We start from the raw sequence: 20,843 nt of genomic DNA, 5'->3' as shown, positions 1-20,843 counted from the left end.
CTGCCGAAACCATGGTTGTTTTTGCTCCTCGCGGCGATGGCGCCTGCTACCTGGATGCTTCAATCGGTTGACGTGTACGCGCAGCCGGCCAAGAGCGAAGCGCCAGTCATCAGCCGCGCCTCTGCGCATGACCAAAGAGAAAAGATCAACGCCTGGACTGTCGGCCTCGCCGGCGGTTTGCTGGAAGGCGCGCCCATTCGCCTAGCGGCAGAGATGGCCCGAATCGTCGATGACGGTCCGAATCTACATGTTCTGCCGATCGTCACCCGGGGCGCCACCGAAAATGTGAATTCGCTGCTCTACCTGCGTGGCGTCGACACAGCGATCATCAATTCCGACGCGCTCGAAGAGTACAAAATCCAGATACCGCAGATCCGAAGCCGCATAACCTATCTCCTCAACCTATTCCCGTCGGAGCTGCATATTTTCGTGCGACCTGAAATCACAACCTTGCAAGACCTCGCCGGCAAGAAAGTGAATTTCAACACCCAGGGCACGGCCGCTGCCTATTCAGGACCGCTGATCTTCAGCCGTCTAGGCATCAATGTCGAAAAGACCTTCATTCCGCACCCGATCGCTCTGGAGCAGATGCGCAAAGGCGAGATTGCCGCCGTCCTCTTCATCACCTCGAAACCGGTTGACGCTTTTGTGCGCAGACGCTGGGACGAAGGCTATAAATTTCTGTCCGTCAATTTCGACAGCAAGTTCGAGGATTACTACTTGCCGGCAACGCTTGAGGCGAGCGAATATCCCAATTTGATCAAGCAGGGCGAACGCATCTCAACGATCGCGGTGCCGACCGCCTTGGTTGCGTTCAACTGGTCGCGGCGATCGAACCGTTACCCGCGTGTCGCCCGTTTCGTGGATCATCTGTTCTCGCGGATCGACCGGCTGCAGGCCCCGGGATTCGATCCGAAATGGAAGTCGATCAATCTCGCCGCAACCGTCCCCGGGCTAGACCGCTTCTCGGCCGCGCAGGAATGGCTGGATCGCGCGGCGCGCAGTGCACAGGCGCGGCCGTGAAGAGAGCCGCGCTCCCGCTCGCTGTGCTGTTAGACGCAGCATACAGCATGACTTTCGCGCAAGGTGCCAGCGAAGCAATGGCGCATCTTCGCGCGTGCTCTAATGTGGAGCTTACCGCGCGGCAGGAATGTTTGGAAACAATGCCGCGCAATATCACACAGGCGGCCGCGGCAGACACTGACAACTGGCTTGTCAGCGAGACCACCTCGCCCGTGGACTATTCACCGGTCGTTGTGGCGACCACGTCGTCTCGCGGCGGCTCTGATAGCGCCACGATGCAGCTCTCGATCCACTGCCGCGGCGGTCGGACCGAACTCGTGATCACGGGACCTGGGGTCTCGCGCAGCGCCGAGGAATACCTGATCTCCTACCGCGTCAATGACGATCTCCCAGTGCAGCTTCCCGCTGCCCGCCCATCATTCGGAGTTGGCGCCGCGCCCAGGGGCGACGTGGTGCGCATGTTACAGTCGCTCCCCGATGAGGGGGAATTCGCTGTGCGCCTTTCCTCGCGAATAGGTGTGGCGTCCGAGGGACATTTCTTGCTTGGCGGCCTGAAGACTGTCCGCGAGAAGCTGGCGACGGCATGCAAATGGCCACATGCCGTTGCCAGGCCACGCAACTAATGGTCATGGGACAGGAAGGAACTCACATGACAAGACTTGGAAAAATGGCTGGAGCCACCGCGGCAATTGCAGCACTGCTCTTGGTCGCACCGCCGTCGGAAGCGCAGGTGAACAAGAAGCAGTCTACGCAGGCGACCAAGCTCACGGCCGTTACCAAAATGACGCCCACTCAGGATGCCACGAAGCCGCACCGCCTTATTCTGCAGGTGAACAGCAACGAGCCGGCGATGATGAATCTGGCGCTTAACAATGCGAGCAACGTAGCTCAGTATTATCAGGACCTCGGCGAGAAGGTGAATATCGACATCGTCACGTTCGGTCCCGGCCTGCATATGCTGCGCGACGACACTTCGCCGGTCAAAGCGAGGATCAAGGCGCTCTCGGAAAGCCAGCCTTCGATTTCCTTCGAGGCCTGCAGCAATACCCGCGAAAACATGGGCAGGAACGAGGGCAAGGAGATCCCGCTGATCTCGGAAGCAAAGGTCGTGAAGTCGGGCGTGGTGCGTGTGATGGAACTGCAGGAGCAGGGCTGGACCTACGTCAAGCCGTGACGCGCCCACTGCTGCCATGGGCAAAGAATCTGGTCCAACCAATCGTTGCGCCGGACCAGGCCCAGCGGATGCGGCAATCCTGGCGCCGCGGTCCAGTTGATGCTGCCAAAGCGCCAGCTAGGTTCATAACCTGTGCTACACGGGTCTGGCGGCAGGATTCGGCGGCCTGCCGTGCCCTACGCCGCCGCCGAACCAAAGGATTAAACCGCTCGCGCGGTAGGACGCTGTGGCCGGCGCACAGCCAAGAGGATAGCGCAGCATGGCGTCCTGTCTTGAGATGAGGGGTTCGCAACCTTCACTCAGGACAAGAGTAACTCCGTAACCGACGAGGCAGTAGCTTTACGCCACCTACGCCGAGCAATTCGCCCGACTCGGCGAAAGGAAGTCTAAGCAGCGTCGTTAGCCTGGCGGGTAATTGCCACAACCTCCACTCTGTCTACCTCAATCAGCATAACAAACGTGAAATCATCTGCAGCCGGCGCCAATCCAACAGCACGCTCGAAGGCGGCTACCTCTTTCTCTGTAGCCGGCCGAAGCCCGAACACAGAATCCACTGGGCAAACGGGGACGCCGTCCGAGCTGATCCCATGCAAATCCAAACGGAACTCTGGCACCGCGCACATACCGCGTGCAAACTCGATGTCTTGCGCCTGAAGAGCAAGCGTCGGCGTTCCATTGATATCGAGCGTGAAGATTTTGCGTTCCGGCTGCTCCAATTTTCCTATGCCCTTAGAAACTGTCTATTAAAAAGCGGAGAATTTTGCATCGCGATCACGGATGGTCAATCTTGATCGCCAATTGAATGCAGCGTCAACAGAAATCACCCCAGGGGGATGCAGACGGGCCGCCGAGGCCCCTACCCCGGCAGTATTCAATTCAACGTTCTGCAACTCGAAAATCTTTCAACCCGCCTCTCTTAAGGGCCGGGGTTCAGGATATGTGCAGGCCTCTTTTAACAAGGCATCGGTGGCCCCCTTCAAGACAGCCGCGTCATCGCCCGGCAAGTAACACGCTTCCAGATTGAACATGATAATGGTTAGTCCCAGCGCGCGCGGCCAATCGCCTGCATCCGATAGTTGATGTATAGTTTTTGAAGCGTGCTTCAAAACTTCCCTTCGTTCTGCGCTGGAGGCGCTCGCGTAGCGCCTACGTAGAAACTCGAAACTCGACTTTACAACACCAAAGCACGCCGATTTTGCAGCAGGATCTGCCGCATCAATCCGCGGTTTCAAATCTTCGTATCGCTTGCGGAGAACATTGGCCCGCGCTTCGTGCCAGAGGTTCAGAAATTTCATTCCCCCTCCCGACCGGCTTCCCTGATTAACAACCAAGTAGAAACGCGGAAAATGCGGCGGCCATGCGGCGGGACCCCCGGGATCGCCCCGGGGGAATTGCCCCGGTCTCGCGCGGCAAAAGCTGGCAGGCGCCCGACGATGAAGCTATCGCCGTACACTTGTCTTAGACCACCAATACACGCCGTTCCAACTCGACGAATCGACCTCAAAACATGATTGAGAACGGGCCTCAGTGCTTGGGCAATTCCCAGCCCCGCACACCGGGTCTCCCTTGAAGAGTGGCCAAGGACTCGATGGCCGACTCTTCTTCTAACAGACGACGTTCAATAAACTGGCGCTCAGCGTCCGTTAGCATCGTCTTCAGCAATTGCCGGTAGCGCTGCACGTTATTGCGATGCGTTCGTAATCGAACAAAACTCTCTTCAATCATGGGTCGTTACCCTCAATCGATGCATCATTAAAAGATATGTCAATGTATTTGGCTTAAAAAAGGAACTCGCCCGCTCGAGCTTATCGTCGGCGAGTAAGCTGTCAATAACAAACGGAGTGGTGGTTAAGCGGCGGCGTCCTGGCGATGGTCTAGCATTTGACTTCTGACACTTTACCCGCTGGGCCCACCGTGCCGCCGGCTGCAGGGCGCCTATCCAAGGACCCGCCCGCCCCTCCGCCAAGCCCGCAATTTACGTTACCCGCCTTCATATTGCTTGTATCGTCCAGACTGTTGCGTCCCGGCGTCAGTGCTGACCAAGCGGCTCGCGATATACTCATTGATTGACCGTTTCCGTGATCTAATTGCGAACTGAGCCAATTGAATCCCGCGGCCGGACCGCCTCAGGAGTACGCGCTGACACGATCGGTCGGAAAGGCAGTGTTTGAGTTCGCGCTTGGCGCTGCTCAAGTGCATCCCTTAAAACTGCGGTTACCTTACGGTCTATGAGCTCGAGGCGGTCGGCAGTTGCATTGGTTTGAAGACGAAGCTCCAGCAATTCATCGCCGATGAGCCGCCTAACCGTTACCCCCACAAGCACAGAGAACACGTAGCAGATAAATAGTGCGATTAAAATGCTACTTATGATTGTTCGGTATTCAGGAAATACGTTCCAGACCGCAGCACCCAGAACTGCGGCAGTAGTCCAGCCAACGACTTTGAAGAATGTCTCCATTTCCAATACTCCTACAAAGAAAGTCGAAGCTTCGTACTCAAGCTATTTATACGCTCCTGATTGCGGCGCGGGATTTCAGTTAGACGGAACGGACTTAGGAGAGTTACGACCGTAATGAGTCGATGCCGTGGGCCACGAAAATTCCGAGACCTAGAACCAACAGAAATGCGATTACGGCATCAAACATGGCAATAAGCGAAGGCCGCTTCTTCTGATCAGTCAAAAAGATTCGACTTCATAAAGAGAAGGTTTTGCCTGACTGGTGCATCAAGGCCACAATGAAGCCGCCCAAATTCGGGCTACCGTGGCGCGAAGAGGGACGCTTCCCGCTTTCCGCAATTTTGTTGGTCGCTGCCGGTCGCCATGGTTAGAGAGGCGGCTCAAAAACACACCAAAGTGTTCCGTCAAGTATTCAGGTAAGCTTTCAATGCAAGACGAGTAGTCGGTACAAGCCTGGGCTCTATCTCGGCAAGCTCCACCGGTTCTACGATAAGGAGAGATCCTTCGGTGATGGCCAGCGCATCCACTGGAATATCGCGCACGACGAAAAGATATCCGTGGATCGTTCCTCCCTCGCTGTCGATGTCCGCACCCTCAAAGCTTCCAAGATGCTCAAAGCGATCCGCTGGGACAAAATATCCGATCTCCTCGTGTAGCTCGCGAACCATGCATTCCAAGAAAGTTTCGTCGCCCTCGCGGTGACCACCAAATAGACCAATCTTGCCCGGGTTGGTGATGCCGACAACATTGTCGCGCAATTGAAACAGGTAACGCCCAAAAGTATCAATGACGATCGCACCGGTAGTTTCGCGGTACCGCAACTGCTTGTCCTTCATTTCGCAATCCCTTGCCACCACCGCTCTTTGATCCCCTCCGATTTGCGCTCTCGCTCATGCGGCACTTCCAGGGGTGATCAAATTATTCTGCTCGATGTCGCCTGCCCCGCCCATGCATCGCAGTTTGTCGTGACCGAAAATCGTGATGGCCTCGCAGCGACCCATGCCTTGCGACGGCCCCTTAGCAAACAAGACCCGCTTCGCATAGGCCGATAGCGATTTCCGCGATGATGTGATGACCATCAAGGATGAGCATCAATTGATGCCGCAGCCGTGATCTCGCTTACTCACTTCGCTCTATCAGCTGGACAGACACGCACGCTCCCCCGTTCGACAGTGCATTCATCGAGGCTTTGAGCTTCGATTTAATTTTTCGAGCAGTTGCAGCACCTCTGAGCTCACCTCAATTGTGTCTGCTGTCGGTAATTGCTTCTGGGAGGGACGCGGCGCCTGCTTTTCCATCTGCGCTCGCGATGCGGCTTGCGCCAACGCGAGAGCTGATGCCTTCCTCTCTGCGATGGCTAGGAGTATGAGGCCGATAACCATAGGAAGTAGGCCGATGAACTCCCAGTCGTCTATCGCAAAACATAGTACGAAACCGAGGATAAGAAGAGTTGCTCCAGCAATACGCATCCTCACCCCAATAAAATTACTCAAAACCCCACATTTTTATTGGCTTTGGCGCGCCTCCACAAGCTTGGGCGGGTATTTGCGATCATTTGAGAACAGCCCGGCCGCCAGAAAGCGACCGCAATCTTTTTCATCGCCACTGCGATTGCATGAATAATCTGCCAGGGAGAGCTTTTGTTTTCTTTGTGCCGCTTCGAATGCGCGTTTGGTGAAAATGTTCCAGTGAAATTGAATCGGGCCGCCAAGCTACCGATCTGGAAAAAGGCTGATTTCCGCGCTGACTTCGCGCGGGCCTCTTGACCGCCGTTGCCTGTTCGGCCCTTTGGACCGCTTCTCGCAACTTCAGCAATTCGGTCATCTGAACGGCGAGCGCGTGCGTAATAACAGCTGCCGCCCTCAGTTTTTCTAACGATGGACGCGATTCTACTGTCACGGGCAAACTCCTTAAGGAAGTGTGAGCCTTACCGAATCGCGAATTACGTGTCGATCAGCGCTCACGTTTAACCCTACCGCTGAACGTTAATTCAGCAGTACCGCCTCTCTGCCCGCAATTAAGCCCGTTATTGAAGGGCCATGGACGGGACGGAAGCTTCTTGTAATCAAGCAGCGTTTTCTGCCCCAGCTTCTTAGGTATAAAAATACCTCCGCCTGCTCGCGCCGTTCCACCCGCGGGTGGCAAATCGGTACCGCACATTTAAATTGTATGCTTTAGGATTATGATTTAATATGCTCTGAATTAATTGAGTGGGAATTGCGCCATGCCGAACGACATCGAGATCGAGGATCGCCGGAAATTTCTGATTTCTTGCGGGAGATTCGCCGCTGTAACTCCGCCGGCTATGACTTTACTTCTCTCCACCTCACTAACATCAACGGCGATTGCCCGGTCTGGCCATTCTGGCAATCACGGCCGGCCGGAACATTCCTTTTTCGACAATGATCCCGACCCACCCGGCGACAAGAAAGTCTCCGACAACAAGAGCCCGCGTGAGGAACAAGCGAGGCACGGAGACGGCAATCACGCCTCCCTCGGCGGCGGAGGTGGTGGTGGTGGTGGTGGTGGCGGTGGTGGTGGCGGTGGTGGTGGCGGTGGTGGTTCAGGAGCTAATGCCTCGAAAGGCGGAAGTTCGGGCGGCTCTCGCGGCGGTGGCGGCTCAAGCGCGCTCCATGGTGGCGGTGAAGACGATAAATGGCGGAGAGGCAGCAGGCCCCAATAGGTGGAGGTGTTGGACGTCGTCCTCGTTGCGGGCAACAGCGTTTCCTTCCAGCAGGCTCGCTGAAGCATAGCGCCGACTATGGAAGTCCTGTCGGGGACATGAAAACAAAAGGTCAGACGTAACTAGCAATTGCGCTGCGCCCCCTTGAATCGCTGACACCAGATGCAATTGCGCGCTCAGGAAAACGGTTGCCGCCGCAGCGCCGGCGATGATCACCGCCCAAATGTAACAATCATCGAGATAAGAGACCGCTTGAGCCTTGCACTGGTCGTCGGCGCAAAATCCGTTTCTTCCAGTCCGAGGGTTGGCTCTATTTCGAATGCCAGTGCTGCCGTCCGTTGCCATCACACCAGAATTTGGTGAAACGGCGTGCACACATTTGGCGGCCTCCTGACTGAAGTGGCTTGTTACGCGTTTAAGCAAGCGCTGGCGAGCCGCGGAACGTCATCAGTATATCGCGGCTACCTCAACTCACGGGTTGTCGAGAAGCGTGCGTTCAGCAGCTTGGTCTGGATCGATCGGAGCGCCTAGAACAACCAGTCAAGAAGCCGCTCAAGCCAGTTGGGCAGATCGGGGCGGTGACGCGGTCTTCCACCTTCCCCACCGCTGCCGGAGCGTGCAATCGCATCGGAATTCAGTGAAGTTGACAGTAACAGGGTCACGGCGGGAGGCGTCACAACGGCAAATCTGCCGCATGCCGCCAGAAACTTCCGTCTGTCAGCATCGAGTTCAAGCTCCGCGTTGAGGACTGGCCCATCAGTATTCTTGTTCATGGCTTGGGCTCCATCTTGCTTTGAGCGGACCGCGTCAAGTTCCCGCTCTACTTCTAATTTACTCGATTTAAATTTTCGGCTTAAATAATGTCAACTTCATCGTGAAGATTATTTTGACGCACCCTTGTGGAGCCCGGCGTGATATTCGGCCCAGATCTGACGGAACTCGGACCTGAAAGCCCGATTCAACTGCGTCCAGCCGCAGACGCGTCGTTCGCGTTGATTGATGATCGACCGGTCCTGTTCAGCGAGAAAAACCAGCAGGTCTATGAGCTAAATCAGATCAGCGCTTTCCTGTGGTGCAAACTTCTTGACCAGAATAAACTCGAAACGATCGCTGATGAACTAAGCGAACTTGGGCTCGGCCGCGAGCAGGCGCGCAATGTTCTGCGTCAAGCCCTGCAACAATGGCTTGATTTGGAACTTGTAGAAGTGGAATGGAGGCTTCCATTTGCCAGCGCGCTCCAGACCCGATTAGCGCAGCGAGCAATCAGCATCAGAGCTTCCAACGAAGCATTGATCAAGTCTCTTGAACCGCTCTTTTGCGACTTGAACCCGGGACGCGATCAAGCGGATATCACAATCGAAGTTGTAGAAGTCGGGGACGAGGTTCTCTTCCGCAACTGCAGAAAGAGCATCACTCGATGTCCCATCACGAGTTTGGCTCCTGCGATCAAGGCCGACCTCACTGAGCGCATCATTCTACAGGATCAGCCTGATTTCGCTCTGCATGCTGCTTCGCTGGTGTTTGGCGATAAAGGGCTGCTCTTATGCGGGCAGCCGGGCACCGGTAAATCGACCCTCGCGCTTCAGTTAGTCAGTGACGAGTACCGATATTGCGGTGATGACGTCGTTATGATTTCTCCAAACGGTCTTGCGCAAGGGCTTCTCTTCGCGCCCACCATCAAGCCGGGCACTTGGGAGACGATTTCGAAAGCTCGCGACGATTTAAGTCATGCCACTGCCCATGACCGCACAGACGGCATACGCGTCCGGTATCTACCTGTAGCAGATGTGCATAAGGGAAGCTTTCAGGTCGAGTGGATTATCTTTCTCAAGAGAGTTGACGGGACGTCGGCAGAACTGACGCCCCTTGGACAAATCGAATCCATGCAGCGAGTGATCAACGGGTCTTTCGCTGCCAACGGCAAACTATCTCTAGCGGGGTTTGCAGCGCTAAAGAAAATAATCGGTGGGGCCGGATTATTTGAGCTGACCTATGCGGAGGCTGCTGACGCAGGACGTAAGCTGAGAGGTCTTCGTCATGGCTTTTCCTAGCAGCACCCTGGTCAAGCTCTGCCAATGTCTCGGAGGCGAAGCGCCCAGCAACCTGGATTGGGTGGCCGTGTTGGAACTAGCCAACAATACGCTAACTACCCCCTCCTTGATCGATCTGGTTGATCGACCTGATCGATCAGTTCCCGAGGATGTTAAGGCTTTCGTTCGGGAAATCTACCGGCGAAACGCGCTTCGGAACGACCTCTTGAGGGCTCAATTGGAAGAGGCGGTCGCGGCGCTTAATGAACGGGACGTGATACCGGTGCTGCTAAAGGGCTCAGCAATCCTCGCAACATCTGCTCCTGAACGCCGCGCAACCCGAATCATGGCTGATCTCGACATATTGGTCGAGCCCGATCAGATGGAGACGGCCCTGCGCGCGCTCTCCGACCTCGATTATCAGGCCCATTTTCGAACCCCGCCGCAGAGCAGAAAGCAATACACGGACCTAAAGCGACCGCGCGACGTCGGTATGATAGACCTACATCAAGCAGCGCCAGGTCCAGATTATTTCTATCGTTCTTCTGGAAAATTGCTTGAACATTGCATGCCCGTGTCGGTTGGCCGCGGGGCCGCTTATGTTCCGACACCAACCTTTCAAGCTTTCATGCTAATCATTCACGACCAATTTCAGGATCATGATTACTGGGTCGGCGAAGTAGATGTGCGACATCTAGTCGAACTGAGAGACTTGGCTAACGCGGCGCAAGGAATAGACTGGAACCGCCTGATGTCATTTGCTCCGGGCCGCCTGGCACGAAACGCCATCGCAAAACAGCTAATCGCCTTGGCAGAATTTTTTGACGTCGACGTCCCTGCTGAACTTCGCAAACGGTTCATTCCACAGCTTCAGTTTAGAAGGCTATTGCTGCAGTCCCGTTTCCCTCTTGCACGTTGGCCCCTCCTCGCGGTTGCGATTCTTGACTACGGAAATTACAGGAAGGAGCTTGGAGCAGAATATCAGACTGATAGCCGAAGAAACGTAACATTGACCTTGCCACGAGCCGATACGCTGCGGCATTTCTTCGGACTCGTTGGCAATCACCGCATCGGGAAAGTGTAAGGCGGGACGCTCGACTTGGCCTCGTATTCGAACTGCCTGGACGACCAAGAAAAGGCAGGCCGAGCCTGACGCGCCGTTTATCGAGAGGTTGAAACGTCATCTGCTCCAAACGAAACCGTCAAGTTCCGGCGCCAATGCATCTCGCCAATTCGGCATTACCACACCGAACTCGTCCTTGAGGCGAGACAGGTCGAGGCGCGAATTGCTTGGCCGTTTGGCCTTCGTCGGAAAATCGGCAGTTGCGATTGGAACAACGGTTTCGACTTCGAGTTTAACGCCGCGGTATCTCAGACCTTCGACAATGGCGCTTGCAAATTCGTGCCAGCTAGTTTCCCCAGCACAAACGAGATTAACCACGCCACCTTTCCGCGCGAGCAGATCGTTCAGGTTCGCGAGGTTCGGCAGCACGATGTCGGCAACCGCATTACCAATCGCGCGAGCCGTCGTTGGCGCTCCGATTTGATCTGCGACGACGCGCAGCTCCTTGCGCTCGCAGGCCAGGCGCGCGATGGTACGGAGGAAATTGGTACCCTTGGCGGCGTATACCCAAGACGTGCGCGCGATCAGATGCGGTCCACCGGCCGCCATGATTGCCATGTCCCCTGCAAGCTTGCTCGCGCCATAGACCGAGATTGGGCCCGTGGGGCTGTCCTCGCGACGCGGCGCATCACCGGAGCCGTCAAAAACGTAGTCTGTTGAGAAGTGAACGAGCGGCACGCGGTGCTTGGCCGCCCATTGCGCGATGACCTCGGGCCCTTTGGCATTAACGAGGAACGCAAGCTCGCGCTGCTCCTCGGCGCGATCAACGGCGGTATAGGCGGCCGGATTTACGATGAGATCGGGTCTGAAATGCTCGAGCCGGTCCGTTAACGTTTCCGGTTTCGACAGATCAAATTCGGAAGACGAAGGGTCTATAATTGTGCCTTGGCCAGTTAACAAGGGGCGCAATGCGCCGCCGACCTGGCCGCTCACTCCCGTCAACAAGATCCGCATCAGGTTTGCCCATACATCGGCAGATTCTTGACGTCTTTCAGTAGCGGGGCATCGGCATCTTTGGCTGAAAGCGAGGGAGCTTCAATACCCCAATTTATACCGATCGCGGGGTCGTTCCAGCGGATGGAGACTTCATCCTTGGGGCTGTAAAGATCGTCACACTTGTAGAAGAAGTCTGCGGTCTCAGATAGGACGACAAAGCCATGTGCGAAGCCACGAGGAACCCACAATTGCCGTCGGTTCTCCTCGCTTAATTCTACGGCAACGTGGCGTCCGAAACGCGGGCTCCCAACCCGCACATCCACCGCCACATCCAGAACCCGGCCGCGCAATGCGGTAACGAGCTTACCTTGGGTGAAGGGGTTTTGCAGGTGTAGCCCACGCAACACTCCATGGCCGGAGCGGGACATGTTGTCCTGCACAAATGGAAGGCTAATGCCGTGCTCTGCATAGCGCGGCAATTGGTAGGTTTCCAGGAAGAAACCGCGTTGGTCGCCAAACAGCCTCGGCTCCAGGATTAGGACTTCGGGAAGCGCTGTCGCAATAACGTTCATCTTGTCCGACCGAGCAACATTTCGCGTTAGCCAAATACCAAATTTATCTAACAAGCACCATTTAATATGCTACATTAAATGTGTTATATTTAATATAATTCAGTTAATTGAATGTGTGAGGGGCCTATGAAGGGCATTATTCTCGCCGGAGGCACGGGTTCACGCCTCTATCCGGTGACGACAGTTGTTTCGAAACAACTGCTTCCGGTCTTCGACAAGCCGATGATCTACTATCCGCTCTCGACCCTCATGCTGGGCGGAATCCAGGACATCCTGATCATCTCTACCCCCCAGGACAAGCCGCTATTCGAGCGCCTTTTGGGTGACGGCTCACAGATCGGGGTGCGTTTTTCCTACCTTACACAGGCGTTTCCGCGAGGGATAGCGGATGCCTTTATCGTCGGTCGCGATTTCGTCGGCAATGATCCGGTTGCGCTGGTGCTTGGCGACAACATCTTCTATGGCAACGGCCTGGCTGAGCTGCTCTTGAATGCGACTGCCCGTAGGAAGGGCGCGACCGTCTTCGGTTATGTCGTCAAGACACCCGAGCAATATGGCGTCATTGAACTCGATGGCAGCGGCCGCGCGCTCTCCATCGAGGAAAAGCCGAAGCAGCCAAAGTCAAACTTGGCCGTCACAGGACTATATTTTTACGACAATGACGTTCTGAAGATTGCTGCCGGGCTCAAGCCATCGGCGCGCGGCGAGCTCGAGATCACCGACGTCAACAAGACTTATATGGAACGCGGCGATCTCTATGTGCAGGCGCTAGGTCGTGGCTTTGCGTGGCTCGACACCGGGACGCATTCCTCTCTCGTAGAGGCCAGCAACTTCGTCCAGGTCCTCGAGCAACGCCAGGGCCTGCGCATTGCATGCCCGGAAGAAATCGCGCTGCGGCAGGGCTACATCTCGCTCGAAGCTTTTGAGGCTTTGGCCGAGAGGACCGCCAAAAGCAGCTATGGCGAATATCTGAAATCTGTAGCCGCTTCCTTCAAACGGTAGATTCGGGACATAGGGGCAAACTGATCATGCGGTTTGGAGGCTGGACAATCTTCGTTACGGGAGGCGCAGGGTTCATCGGATCCGCAGTCGTACGGCATCTGCTGCAAGGCACCCACGCAAAGGTCGTTAATATTGATAAGCTGACTTACGCGGCGAACCTTGAATCGCTACCCGGCACGGCCGGAAACATGAATTACTTCTTTGAGAAACAGTGCATTTGCGATGGGCTTGGCCTCCGTCGCCTGTTCGAGAAGTATCAGCCAGATGCAGTGATGAATCTCGCCGCCGAGAGTCATGTTGACCGATCGATCGATGGGCCCGCCGAATTCATTCAGACCAACGTAGTCGGTACTTTCACAATCTTGCAGGAAGCTTTGCGCCACTGGCGCTCGCTCTCGGGCGAAAAGCGCAAACGATTCCGCTTTTTGCACATCTCTACGGATGAGGTGTTCGGCTCACTTGGGGACGAGGGGTTCTTCATGGAGACAACGGCCTACGCGCCGAACTCTCCTTACTCCGCCAGCAAGGCATCCTCCGACCATCTGGTACGCGCGTGGCATCACACGTACGAACTTCCGACGCTGGTCACAAACTGCTCGAACAACTATGGACCCTACCATTTCCCGGAAAAACTAATCCCGCACATGATCATCAGGGGATTGGCGGGCGAGTCCCTGCCCGTATATGGCGACGGAAAGAACATCCGCGATTGGCTCTATGTCGAGGATCACGCCAAGGCGTTAAGTCTGGTCCTGGAGCGGGGAAGTATAGGCGAGACCTACAACGTCGGTGGCCGTAACGAGCGCACCAATCTGTACGTGGTCGAACGAATCTGCGACCTGCTCGACGAGATCAGCCCGAACCCGAGCGGCTCCCACCGAAATCTCATAAATTTTGTTCCCGACCGCCCTGGGCACGATCGCCGCTATGCAATTGATGCCTCCAAGCTCGAGCGAGAGCTAGGATGGCGAGCGGAAGAGGATTTCGAAACTGGAATCTACAAGACAGTGCGCTGGTACGTCGACCACCAACCATGGTGGCGAGCGATTGCGAACCGGGGATACACGGCGAAGCGGATCGGATTGAATAGGTGAGCAGAGTACACCAGCCGGCGACAGCATCCGCTCGCACTAGAACGTAAGATGCCTCGCTCGTCCAACCAACGACGACGCAAGTGGCTCGAGAGGAGAGTAAAGTCGTCTGAGTTGGCAGGGCTCGACGCCAACAAATCCGACTCCCCCTTGGTATGCCACCAGTTTTCGCTCCAGTTCGACTAGACATAGAACCCGCCCTCGAACCACGTTAGATTTGATGCATTAGACATTCTTTCAGCGCGCGTTCGGCATTTCTTGGTTGTTGACCGTTCTTCGATCCCACGGAGGGGCCGGGCATCCCGCCCGAATTAAGTGGCCCTTTCAACTTTGGGGGAGGTCGCTTTGGTGATCAGAGAGCCTGCATCGGCTCGTTGACCCTCCTGATCGGAGGGCCCGAAGGAGATCGATCAGGCCTCGATGGAGGCTCCAATGCCGGTGGTCGAAGTAGACGGACCCACGCTGCTGGCTCGCGTTAGCGTCTTGCGTACGTTGAACCGCCGGCATGCGCGAAAGTTGGATAGACGCGAAGAAAAGAGGGATCAATGACAGGAATCCGGCTAACTTTGCTCGTTGTCGCGAGCTCTTTTTTCACCCTCGCCGCTCAGGCCAGATGCGTTTGCCAATGCGTTGAGGGTCGCTTGCTACCGCGATGCACAACCAGCACCGACATTCCGCCCGCCTGCCCCTTGTCGGTCTGTGAAATGACACCGCCATCCATTTCGCCGCCGATGCAGGTGCCACCCGTTGGCCGCTCCCAATGCTCGCAGCGTCAGGTCTTGAATCCCGCAACCAGACAATACGAATCGCGTGTTGTTTGCAACTGAACCGATTTTGCGAGCGTTCTCGAAAAGAGGTTTGCTTCAGCCCAGAATGAACATTACGGAAGCGATGGCGAACGAAAGCTGCGCAATGATCCGGATCCCCAATCGCCGCTGTTCCCGATTTAACTCTTACCGCCCATATCAAGCTTAACGAGCGAATTCTGTTGCTCTCGATCTTCGTGCGGATAGCGTACACGACGCCGGACAATTGCCCCCGTCCGGCTCAACGTGACGAAGCCGTCGGGCGGCTTACAGTCAGTTCGCCCGCCGCTCGGCGACTTCGCTAGCGTATGAGGCCGCTAACGAAACTGCGCGGAGACGGCTCCATGTTCACCGCAATTGACCCTCCTGAAATGCAAAGCTTAAAGCCAGCAGGCGCGGAATTCTGGCATCTTTGGACCGTGATCTTTCCCAGGCGATCCATCACCGGCCGTCTCGTACACGGACGCGTGTGGCGCCGACATGACGGCCGCCATTGGCAATACAAGAAATTCATCGAGTACGATGAGGATGGAGAATGATGCCGAGTCCTCGCAACGATCGACGAGCAGTTTGCAGGGCAGGTATCGGGAGAGGCGCGCTGCTGTTCTTCAAGGGGCAGCCCGGCGCGCGCGGCTGCAAGGTCATTGACATCTCGGACTGTGGCGCAAAACTTCGGACACACAATCTATCGGTACTGCCGAGCACCTTCGAGCTGACCTTCGACAATTTTGAGACTATCCGAAGGTGCCGCCTAGTTTGGCGGAATGGCGAATTGCTCGGCATCGCTTTCGAAAATTAAAGGCTATGCCTCATCGCATCCAATGAGCTGCGCGTCTGAACAAGCGACTAGGGATTGTGAGACTTCGTCGGCCCTACATCGCTCGACGGCTGATTGAGAATCTGCAATCTACGCTCGAGCTCGGCCTTTTTGGCCTTTAACTTCAAGCTGAGGACATCTTGCATCAGCTCGCGGAGCTTAAACAGCTCATCGATCGTCATAGATTCCCATTCGCTGTTCATGACGCGCCCCCACAATCATGAGTCGAAACGACTATCGATTGTAATGAGGAGTTCTATGATTCGATAGAGGGCCAATGCCCGGTATTCGGCAACTGCCCGACTATTCCATTCCATCGAGCTCGCGAACGTTCCATAGCGAAACTGCCAGGATGATAAGAGATGGCATCCACGCGAGCGTGGCTCCAAATGCTACGGCTTGCAAAGTGGTCATGGATCGCTCCCAATTCCCCACTCACGAACCTAACTGCTCGTAATTAAATTGTAGTTGACAGCTCAAATCTTGACGTGCCGATGCCGATATCAAGGCATTTATGCGGTGCGAACAGTTGGCCACTTGGTGCGACTTTCCTCGTGATTGTGCTTTCCTCGTGATTGTGTGTGTGCAATGCAGCGCGAACGGAAAATCACATTGGCGAGATGCGTCGCTCGCAAGTCGCGCGGGCGCTGCGATCTGCAGATGAGCAAACTCCCGCTGCGATCATATGCTAAACATTGGCAGACAAAGTAGGGAAGATATTGGCTGGTCACCCGCCAGCGGATGAGCCTCAAAGTTTTTTGCGCGACGCCTGACCGTCCATGTGCCCCCCATGCAAGCACAACTGATCGGCGGCTTCGGCAGGGTTTGCAGCCGGCAGTCTGAATCCCGTGTTGTTTGTGATCTGTCGCAGCTTCAAACGCGAACTGGATATAATCCAATGACACTGTGGATCTACGTCGACACTCGCAAGCCGCTGTCGGGGAACAAGGTACATCTCAAGCTGTTCGCAAACGCGGAGGTAGCGAAAGCGTGGTTCGAACGGTACAACCCAGAAGGCGTTGCGTTTGCATTAGGCTTTAGAGTTAACTTTATCGGGCGGCGGCTTATCGTCGATTGACCGCCTTCTTAATTCTGAAATCCTCGATACGCCTCCCCGAGCGCAATTGCGCTACCAGCCAAAGCGGCTGCTTGCCACGTCCGGCCCAAGTCTCGGTCGGCTGATCAGGATTGCGATATTTCGGGGGTACCGCAGGGTAGGCCCTGCGCCCTGACACTGGGGCTTCCAGCAGCTTCAGACGCTCTTCCAACTGCAGTTTTTCCGCCTGGATTCTTTGCTGCAACAATTGAGTGACTTCAACATGCAGCGACCAAAGGTCGTCGGTACTCATCCGTTCGAGATCGATTCGTTTCATGACTAACTCCATCATCATTTCTCATGCACAGGCTTCCGTTATTTCTCCGTTATTTGAATAATAAACCAACGCTTGCTTTCGGATTAAAGTGGGGTAAAAAGCGTAGTGAGCGTTTTGTAAAGTAAAATCGCGGCCAAAATGTTCACAACTGGTTCCGGTTGCGGAACCAACGCTGTAGCCAGAATTTTGTTTAGTTATTGGTGCATTTGTTTTTAGTTGTGTAGGGGTTGAGTTATGCCAAAGCGCAGCCGCGACATAGAATTACTTTGTCAAAGTAATGATCTAAGAGCACAATATGAAGAGCTAATTCGGTTGCGAGCGGCAGTCGCCGGCTTGCTCTTTCCTTTGAAAAGATCGCTGCCTCGCAGGCTTAGGATTAGCCGCAGCAATCGGTCGGCAGCACGAGTAGTACAGCGAAGCAAGCGGCCAGCGTCCTGCGCACCCATCCTGCTACTAATGCCGGGGCGTAATGCCACATAGACCGCATTATGCCATGGTCATTCGTGAAGGCCTCCGCTCCGGCGCCCCGTCGGCTGCTATTGCGTCGCATACGGCCCTGCAGTCAGCCCTGGGGCATTGAAGCCGCCCATTCGGCTTCACGCTGACGCCTAATTCGGCCTCCGCCATTAGCGGGGCGTGCCGTTCATGCCGGAGATCGCGACAGTCGTGGTCGTGTTAACACGCTACTCGGGCCAGCCAGTTAGCCTTCGCCTGCCGTCTGGAAAGGACGATCTGAGTAGGGCTGGGTCATCTCTTTCGCGCCCGTCCAAGCACGAATCCTTGCTAGCGAGATGCGGCAAAGCGGCATCCAGTATCGGGCTCCGTAGTTGTGCTGTGAACACCGCCGACTGGCACGGCTTCTGCTGTTTAGGTGCCGCTGGGGATTTAATCGGTTCAGTTTAGGACGAAGATGCCGCCGGACAAGTATTTTGATACCGGCGGCTTTTTTGACAGAGCAGCGGCGCGTTCTTGTCCGGAGGCGACGAGAAACGTTCTTCGAGGTATTTTCCGCCTTATGTGAACCTGAATGCAGACTGTCACGACCAAGAAAGAATAGCCTGATATTTTCCTGATACTGTCAGTTGTGTGTGGGGTAGGGGTACAACATGAAACAGCCGGCTGAAGTACGGACACATCGTCTTCTGCAAATCTCGACCGATCTTCACAACCGAATGGCTGAGGTTCAGAAACTCAGAGAAATGGTGCGGTCAGCGGAGGCGGCAAAGCGCGGCCAGGAGCCGGTCCATCCAGCAGCCGTCCTGCCTCCCGTCGGCAATGAGCTGCGCGTCTGAATAAGTGACAAGGGATTGCGAGACTTCGGCAGCCCTACATCGCTTTGTACTTGCGTTGATCGCCCGCGGCCGTTGTCACTTGAGGCTTCACGGCGCTCGGTGCGCGCCGTCCTTTGACCGCCTGCGGCAGCCCGCTGCGGAAGTCTGAAATAGGTGGTCGAGCATTAACGGGCAAGCTGCCGGTAGATCGATGGAAGCGCCGCCGGCAATCGGCTGATGTTGCCGACGATGGCGTAGCCGCCGCGCCCGAACAAGGTGGGAAAGTAGGACTGGGCGTTTGCGTCGACCGTGACGCCGAACACCGCAACTCCGGAACGTCGGGCCTCCCGCACGGCCTGGCGGGTGTCTTCGACCGCAAAGCGGCCTTCATAATGGTCGACGTCGTTGGGCTTTCCATCGGTCAGCACCAACAGCAGCTTCTTACGCTGGGGTTGACGGGCGAGCTCGGCAGAGCGGCATGGCGCACCGCCGCGCCGATCCGCGTGTAGTAGCCCGGCTTGAGCGCACCGATACGCCGCTCGACGGCAACTCCCATCGGCTCCTCGAACGACTTGACCGTCTCGACACGCACCCAGGAGCGCCGCCGCGATGTGAAGAGCATCCGCCGCGCCATCGCCAACACGCGCTCGGCTGCCTCGGTGGAACACTCCGCGCCCCGGCCCGTTCTCTTCAATTACAAAGAGGAAGGAACTGTCACATGATGAAAATCGCTATTACGGTGGCGGCTGCCGCAGCGGTGCTGACGACTGCTCCGCTTGTCACTCCGGTTAAGGCCCAAGGCGTCGATGTCCAGGTCGGGCGGGACCGCGACTACGATTACGATAGGGACCATCGTCGACGGTACAACTCCGACACCACAGTAGGTGTCGGCCCAGGCGGTGTCACCATCGGTCCAGGACGACGCTGTCGTACCGTGACCACCACAGTTGAAAGAGACGATGGCCGCATGATCAAGCGCAAGGAGCGCCGCTGCGACTAAAAAGCGGCGGAGCTGACGTCCGGCCTCTGACCATAGCTCAACTCGGAGCGGGCACCGAGCGATGACGCTTGCGTCGCCATCACCTCGTGGCCGGCGATCGGCGAATTCCGTTTAGCAACCAAATCATTGACATTGTTGCCCCAACGAGCCCCGTAGGGCGCGTTCGAGAACAGGGCCCTCGCTGCGGGGCGATGTCCTCTCCGATCAAGTCTTGGCCTTCTGATCCGAGGCCGCCTCGCGGGCCAGTCGCTCTGCTTTCAATCGCTCCCGGTTTGCATGGAGCGCCTGTTGGGCGCGTTGATACTCGGAAAGTGCTACTTTGGCGTCCGCGTCTCTGAAAACCTTTCGAGCTTCCCGTTCGGCCGCGGTGGGCGTCCTCCGCTCGGATATGCGATCGCTCATTTGCTCCTCCTTCGGTCGCAAACGGTCCTGGCGCCAAGTGGTGCGCGCATCAGGATCGCCAACCCAAGTGGTAGATTTTCCTCCGGCTTGAATTTTAGGGGGGTGTAGGTGCCAGAGGCAGGGATTCGACGCCTGACGAACCCGTTGGTTCCATTCTGTCTTGGCGGCTTCAAGTCGCATGGCCGCTGCCCCCGAACGGCTGAGCGCTCCTTGACAGTCGCAAGGCTGAGCCATCGGTCGATGCCAGCCTAATGCCGCGAAAGAAAGTCGGCGCGAACGGGCGCGGCGGCTGATGGCGGCACATCAAGCCGCACGGCGACGCCCTCAAGCTGCGGGCTCGGGGACGGATAAAGCTTCATCACGAGCGGATCGTGCCCCGGAACGATATGGCTTTCGTCCGGCGCAAGTGCCAGCAGGCGGTCGAAGCCCTCCAGCATTTCGCCGATATGGAGCGCGGTCGTAAACGGACGTTCGGCAGCCATGTTCTCGTAAAAATGGCTGACATCGGAGGCGAGCACGACAAATCCTCGGCGGGTCTTGACCCGAACGAATTGAAGCCCGGCGGAATGGCCGCCGGCTGCGTGTACCGTAAGACCGGGAGCGAGCTCGGCATCGCCATCATAGAACAAGACGCGCCGCGCATAGTTCAGCCGTACAATCCCGCAGATGTCATCGACCTCGAATGAATGCGATAACCTCGGATATTGCATAAAGCGTCCCGTGGCGTACGTCAGTTCGCGCTCCTGCAGATGGAATCGCGCGTTGGGGAAGCGGTCGAAATTACCGACATGGTCGTAGTGCAAATGTGTCAGGATGACATCCTCGACCTCGGTCGCATTGATGCCGAACGCGCCGAGCGTCTCCACCGGGCAGCGCAGGAACGTCCTGTTTCGCTTCTTCGATACCTCCGCGTTGAATCCGGTATCGATGACGAAGGTACGACGTCCGCCCCTCGCCACCCACATGAAATAGTCCATTGGCATAGGCCCATCATGCGGATCGCCACCGATGAAATGCTCACTCCGCTGCGCATCGCGAGTAGCATAGCGGATGGCAAAGAGTTCGTATTCCTGCTCGGCCAT

The 20,843-nt window shown here is 56.3% G+C and carries 23 protein-coding genes and 1 pseudogene; 11 read left to right on the top strand and 13 right to left on the bottom strand.

The window, feature by feature from the left end; all coding sequences use genetic code 11:
* Nucleotides 1–36: 36 nt before the first annotated feature.
* The 3 genes from V1273_RS10545 to V1273_RS10535 all read left to right on the top strand — a co-directional run bounded on the left by V1273_RS10545 (nt 37) and on the right by V1273_RS10535 (nt 2,197).
* Nucleotides 37–1,023 carry a TAXI family TRAP transporter solute-binding subunit gene (locus V1273_RS10545; RefSeq protein ID WP_442894145.1) on the top strand — a complete coding sequence of 329 codons (987 nt, stop codon included), beginning with the start codon at nt 37–39 and terminating at the stop codon, nt 1,021–1,023.
* 140 nt (nt 1,024–1,163) lie between these two features.
* Nucleotides 1,164–1,646 (top strand): hypothetical protein, encoded by a 483-nt coding sequence (locus V1273_RS10540; RefSeq protein WP_334367622.1) that lies wholly within the window; start codon nt 1,164–1,166, stop codon nt 1,644–1,646.
* 26 nt (nt 1,647–1,672) lie between these two features.
* A complete protein-coding gene (locus V1273_RS10535; protein ID WP_141686950.1) occupies nt 1,673–2,197 on the top strand; it encodes a DsrE family protein in 525 nt (174 codons plus the stop codon).
* Between the two features lie 386 nt (nt 2,198–2,583).
* On the opposite strand, the gene V1273_RS10530 is transcribed toward V1273_RS10535, so the two are convergent.
* The 5 genes from V1273_RS10530 to V1273_RS10510 all read right to left on the bottom strand — a co-directional run bounded on the left by V1273_RS10530 (nt 2,584) and on the right by V1273_RS10510 (nt 5,491).
* A complete protein-coding gene (locus V1273_RS10530; protein ID WP_334367620.1) occupies nt 2,584–2,913 on the bottom strand; it encodes a hypothetical protein in 330 nt (109 codons plus the stop codon).
* 186 nt (nt 2,914–3,099) lie between these two features.
* Nucleotides 3,100–3,492 carry a hypothetical protein gene (locus tag V1273_RS10525; protein WP_334367619.1) on the bottom strand — a complete coding sequence of 131 codons (393 nt, stop codon included), beginning with the start codon at nt 3,490–3,492 and terminating at the stop codon, nt 3,100–3,102.
* 229 nt (nt 3,493–3,721) lie between these two features.
* Complete coding sequence (locus tag V1273_RS10520; protein WP_334367618.1) at nt 3,722–3,922, bottom strand: hypothetical protein; 201 nt, start codon at nt 3,920–3,922, stop codon at nt 3,722–3,724.
* A 358-nt stretch (nt 3,923–4,280) separates the two neighbouring features.
* Entirely contained in the window at nt 4,281–4,655 is a 375-nt protein-coding gene (locus V1273_RS10515) for a hypothetical protein (RefSeq protein ID WP_334367617.1), read from the bottom strand.
* Nucleotides 4,656–5,059: 404 nt separating this feature from the next.
* Nucleotides 5,060–5,491 (bottom strand): NUDIX domain-containing protein, encoded by a 432-nt coding sequence (locus tag V1273_RS10510; protein WP_334409528.1) that lies wholly within the window; start codon nt 5,489–5,491, stop codon nt 5,060–5,062.
* 1,617 nt (nt 5,492–7,108) lie between these two features.
* Here V1273_RS10510 and V1273_RS10505 point away from each other — a divergent pair.
* Nucleotides 7,109–7,408: a hypothetical protein gene (locus V1273_RS10505; protein ID WP_334409527.1), complete on the top strand. Its 300-nt coding sequence runs from the start codon at nt 7,109–7,111 to the stop codon at nt 7,406–7,408.
* 457 nt (nt 7,409–7,865) lie between these two features.
* On the opposite strand, the gene V1273_RS10500 is transcribed toward V1273_RS10505, so the two are convergent.
* Nucleotides 7,866–8,111 (bottom strand): hypothetical protein, encoded by a 246-nt coding sequence (locus V1273_RS10500; protein ID WP_334367615.1) that lies wholly within the window; start codon nt 8,109–8,111, stop codon nt 7,866–7,868.
* 138 nt (nt 8,112–8,249) lie between these two features.
* Between V1273_RS10500 and V1273_RS10495 the strand changes: the two genes are divergently transcribed.
* Together V1273_RS10495 and V1273_RS10490 are read left to right on the top strand one after the other, a co-directional pair.
* The gene (locus tag V1273_RS10495; RefSeq protein WP_334409525.1) at nt 8,250–9,389 is read left to right on the top strand and encodes a PqqD family peptide modification chaperone; all 1,140 of its coding nucleotides are present in this window, start codon (nt 8,250–8,252) and stop codon (nt 9,387–9,389) included.
* Nucleotides 9,376–10,452, top strand: a complete 1,077-nt coding sequence (locus V1273_RS10490; protein ID WP_334409523.1) for a nucleotidyltransferase family protein — start codon at nt 9,376–9,378, stop codon at nt 10,450–10,452. The genes V1273_RS10495 and V1273_RS10490 overlap by 14 nt, the downstream gene beginning before the upstream one ends.
* 96 nt (nt 10,453–10,548) lie before the next feature.
* Here the strand turns inward: V1273_RS10490 and rfbD are convergent, their stop codons facing one another.
* Both rfbD and rfbC read right to left on the bottom strand, forming a co-directional pair.
* On the bottom strand, nt 10,549–11,445 hold the full coding sequence (gene rfbD / locus V1273_RS10485; RefSeq protein ID WP_334409522.1) for a dTDP-4-dehydrorhamnose reductase: 897 nt from the start codon (nt 11,443–11,445) through the stop codon (nt 10,549–10,551).
* Nucleotides 11,445–11,999, bottom strand: coding sequence for a dTDP-4-dehydrorhamnose 3,5-epimerase (rfbC, locus tag V1273_RS10480; protein ID WP_334367611.1), 555 nt, complete (start codon nt 11,997–11,999; stop codon nt 11,445–11,447). The genes rfbD and rfbC overlap by 1 nt, the downstream gene beginning before the upstream one ends.
* 126 nt (nt 12,000–12,125) lie before the next feature.
* Between rfbC and rfbA the strand changes: the two genes are divergently transcribed.
* The 3 genes from rfbA to V1273_RS10465 all read left to right on the top strand — a co-directional run bounded on the left by rfbA (nt 12,126) and on the right by V1273_RS10465 (nt 15,437).
* A complete protein-coding gene (gene rfbA / locus V1273_RS10475) occupies nt 12,126–13,001 on the top strand; it encodes a glucose-1-phosphate thymidylyltransferase RfbA (RefSeq protein WP_334409521.1) in 876 nt (291 codons plus the stop codon).
* Nucleotides 13,002–13,027: 26 nt separating this feature from the next.
* Nucleotides 13,028–14,095 carry a dTDP-glucose 4,6-dehydratase gene (gene rfbB, locus V1273_RS10470; protein WP_334383188.1) on the top strand — a complete coding sequence of 356 codons (1,068 nt, stop codon included), beginning with the start codon at nt 13,028–13,030 and terminating at the stop codon, nt 14,093–14,095.
* A gap of 1,147 nt (nt 14,096–15,242) precedes the next feature.
* Nucleotides 15,243–15,437, top strand: a complete 195-nt coding sequence (locus V1273_RS10465; RefSeq protein WP_334384347.1) for a hypothetical protein — start codon at nt 15,243–15,245, stop codon at nt 15,435–15,437.
* Nucleotides 15,438–15,744: 307 nt separating this feature from the next.
* Here the strand turns inward: V1273_RS10465 and V1273_RS10460 are convergent, their stop codons facing one another.
* Nucleotides 15,745–15,918, bottom strand: coding sequence for a hypothetical protein (locus tag V1273_RS10460; protein WP_334367608.1), 174 nt, complete (start codon nt 15,916–15,918; stop codon nt 15,745–15,747).
* Between the two features lie 695 nt (nt 15,919–16,613).
* On the opposite strand from V1273_RS10460, the gene V1273_RS10455 reads away from it, so the two are divergent.
* Entirely contained in the window at nt 16,614–16,793 is a 180-nt protein-coding gene (locus V1273_RS10455; protein ID WP_334409519.1) for a hypothetical protein, read from the top strand.
* Here V1273_RS10455 and V1273_RS10450 read toward each other — a convergent pair.
* Complete coding sequence (locus tag V1273_RS10450) at nt 16,780–17,088, bottom strand: H-NS histone family protein (RefSeq protein ID WP_334367606.1); 309 nt, start codon at nt 17,086–17,088, stop codon at nt 16,780–16,782. The two genes, V1273_RS10455 and V1273_RS10450, sit on opposite strands and share 14 nt — an antisense overlap.
* A gap of 1,456 nt (nt 17,089–18,544) precedes the next feature.
* Nucleotides 18,545–18,981: pseudogene (locus V1273_RS10445) on the bottom strand (nitric oxide reductase activation protein NorD); the annotation flags it as partial.
* A 96-nt stretch (nt 18,982–19,077) separates the two neighbouring features.
* Here V1273_RS10445 and V1273_RS10440 point away from each other — a divergent pair.
* Nucleotides 19,078–19,359 (top strand): hypothetical protein, encoded by a 282-nt coding sequence (locus tag V1273_RS10440; protein WP_334383209.1) that lies wholly within the window; start codon nt 19,078–19,080, stop codon nt 19,357–19,359.
* A gap of 204 nt (nt 19,360–19,563) precedes the next feature.
* On the opposite strand, the gene V1273_RS10435 is transcribed toward V1273_RS10440, so the two are convergent.
* Together V1273_RS10435 and V1273_RS10430 are read right to left on the bottom strand one after the other, a co-directional pair.
* Nucleotides 19,564–19,761 (bottom strand): hypothetical protein, encoded by a 198-nt coding sequence (locus V1273_RS10435; protein WP_065749664.1) that lies wholly within the window; start codon nt 19,759–19,761, stop codon nt 19,564–19,566.
* Nucleotides 19,762–20,009: 248 nt separating this feature from the next.
* Nucleotides 20,010–20,843 carry an N-acyl homoserine lactonase family protein gene (locus V1273_RS10430; protein WP_334367604.1) on the bottom strand — a complete coding sequence of 278 codons (834 nt, stop codon included), beginning with the start codon at nt 20,841–20,843 and terminating at the stop codon, nt 20,010–20,012.

The organism is Bradyrhizobium sp. AZCC 1721, assembly GCF_036924715.1.
In the GTDB taxonomy this organism is placed as follows: domain Bacteria; phylum Pseudomonadota; class Alphaproteobacteria; order Rhizobiales; family Xanthobacteraceae; genus Bradyrhizobium.
The sequence above is the reverse complement of the archived record's forward strand: the minus strand, read 5'-3'. Positions and strand labels throughout refer to the sequence as shown.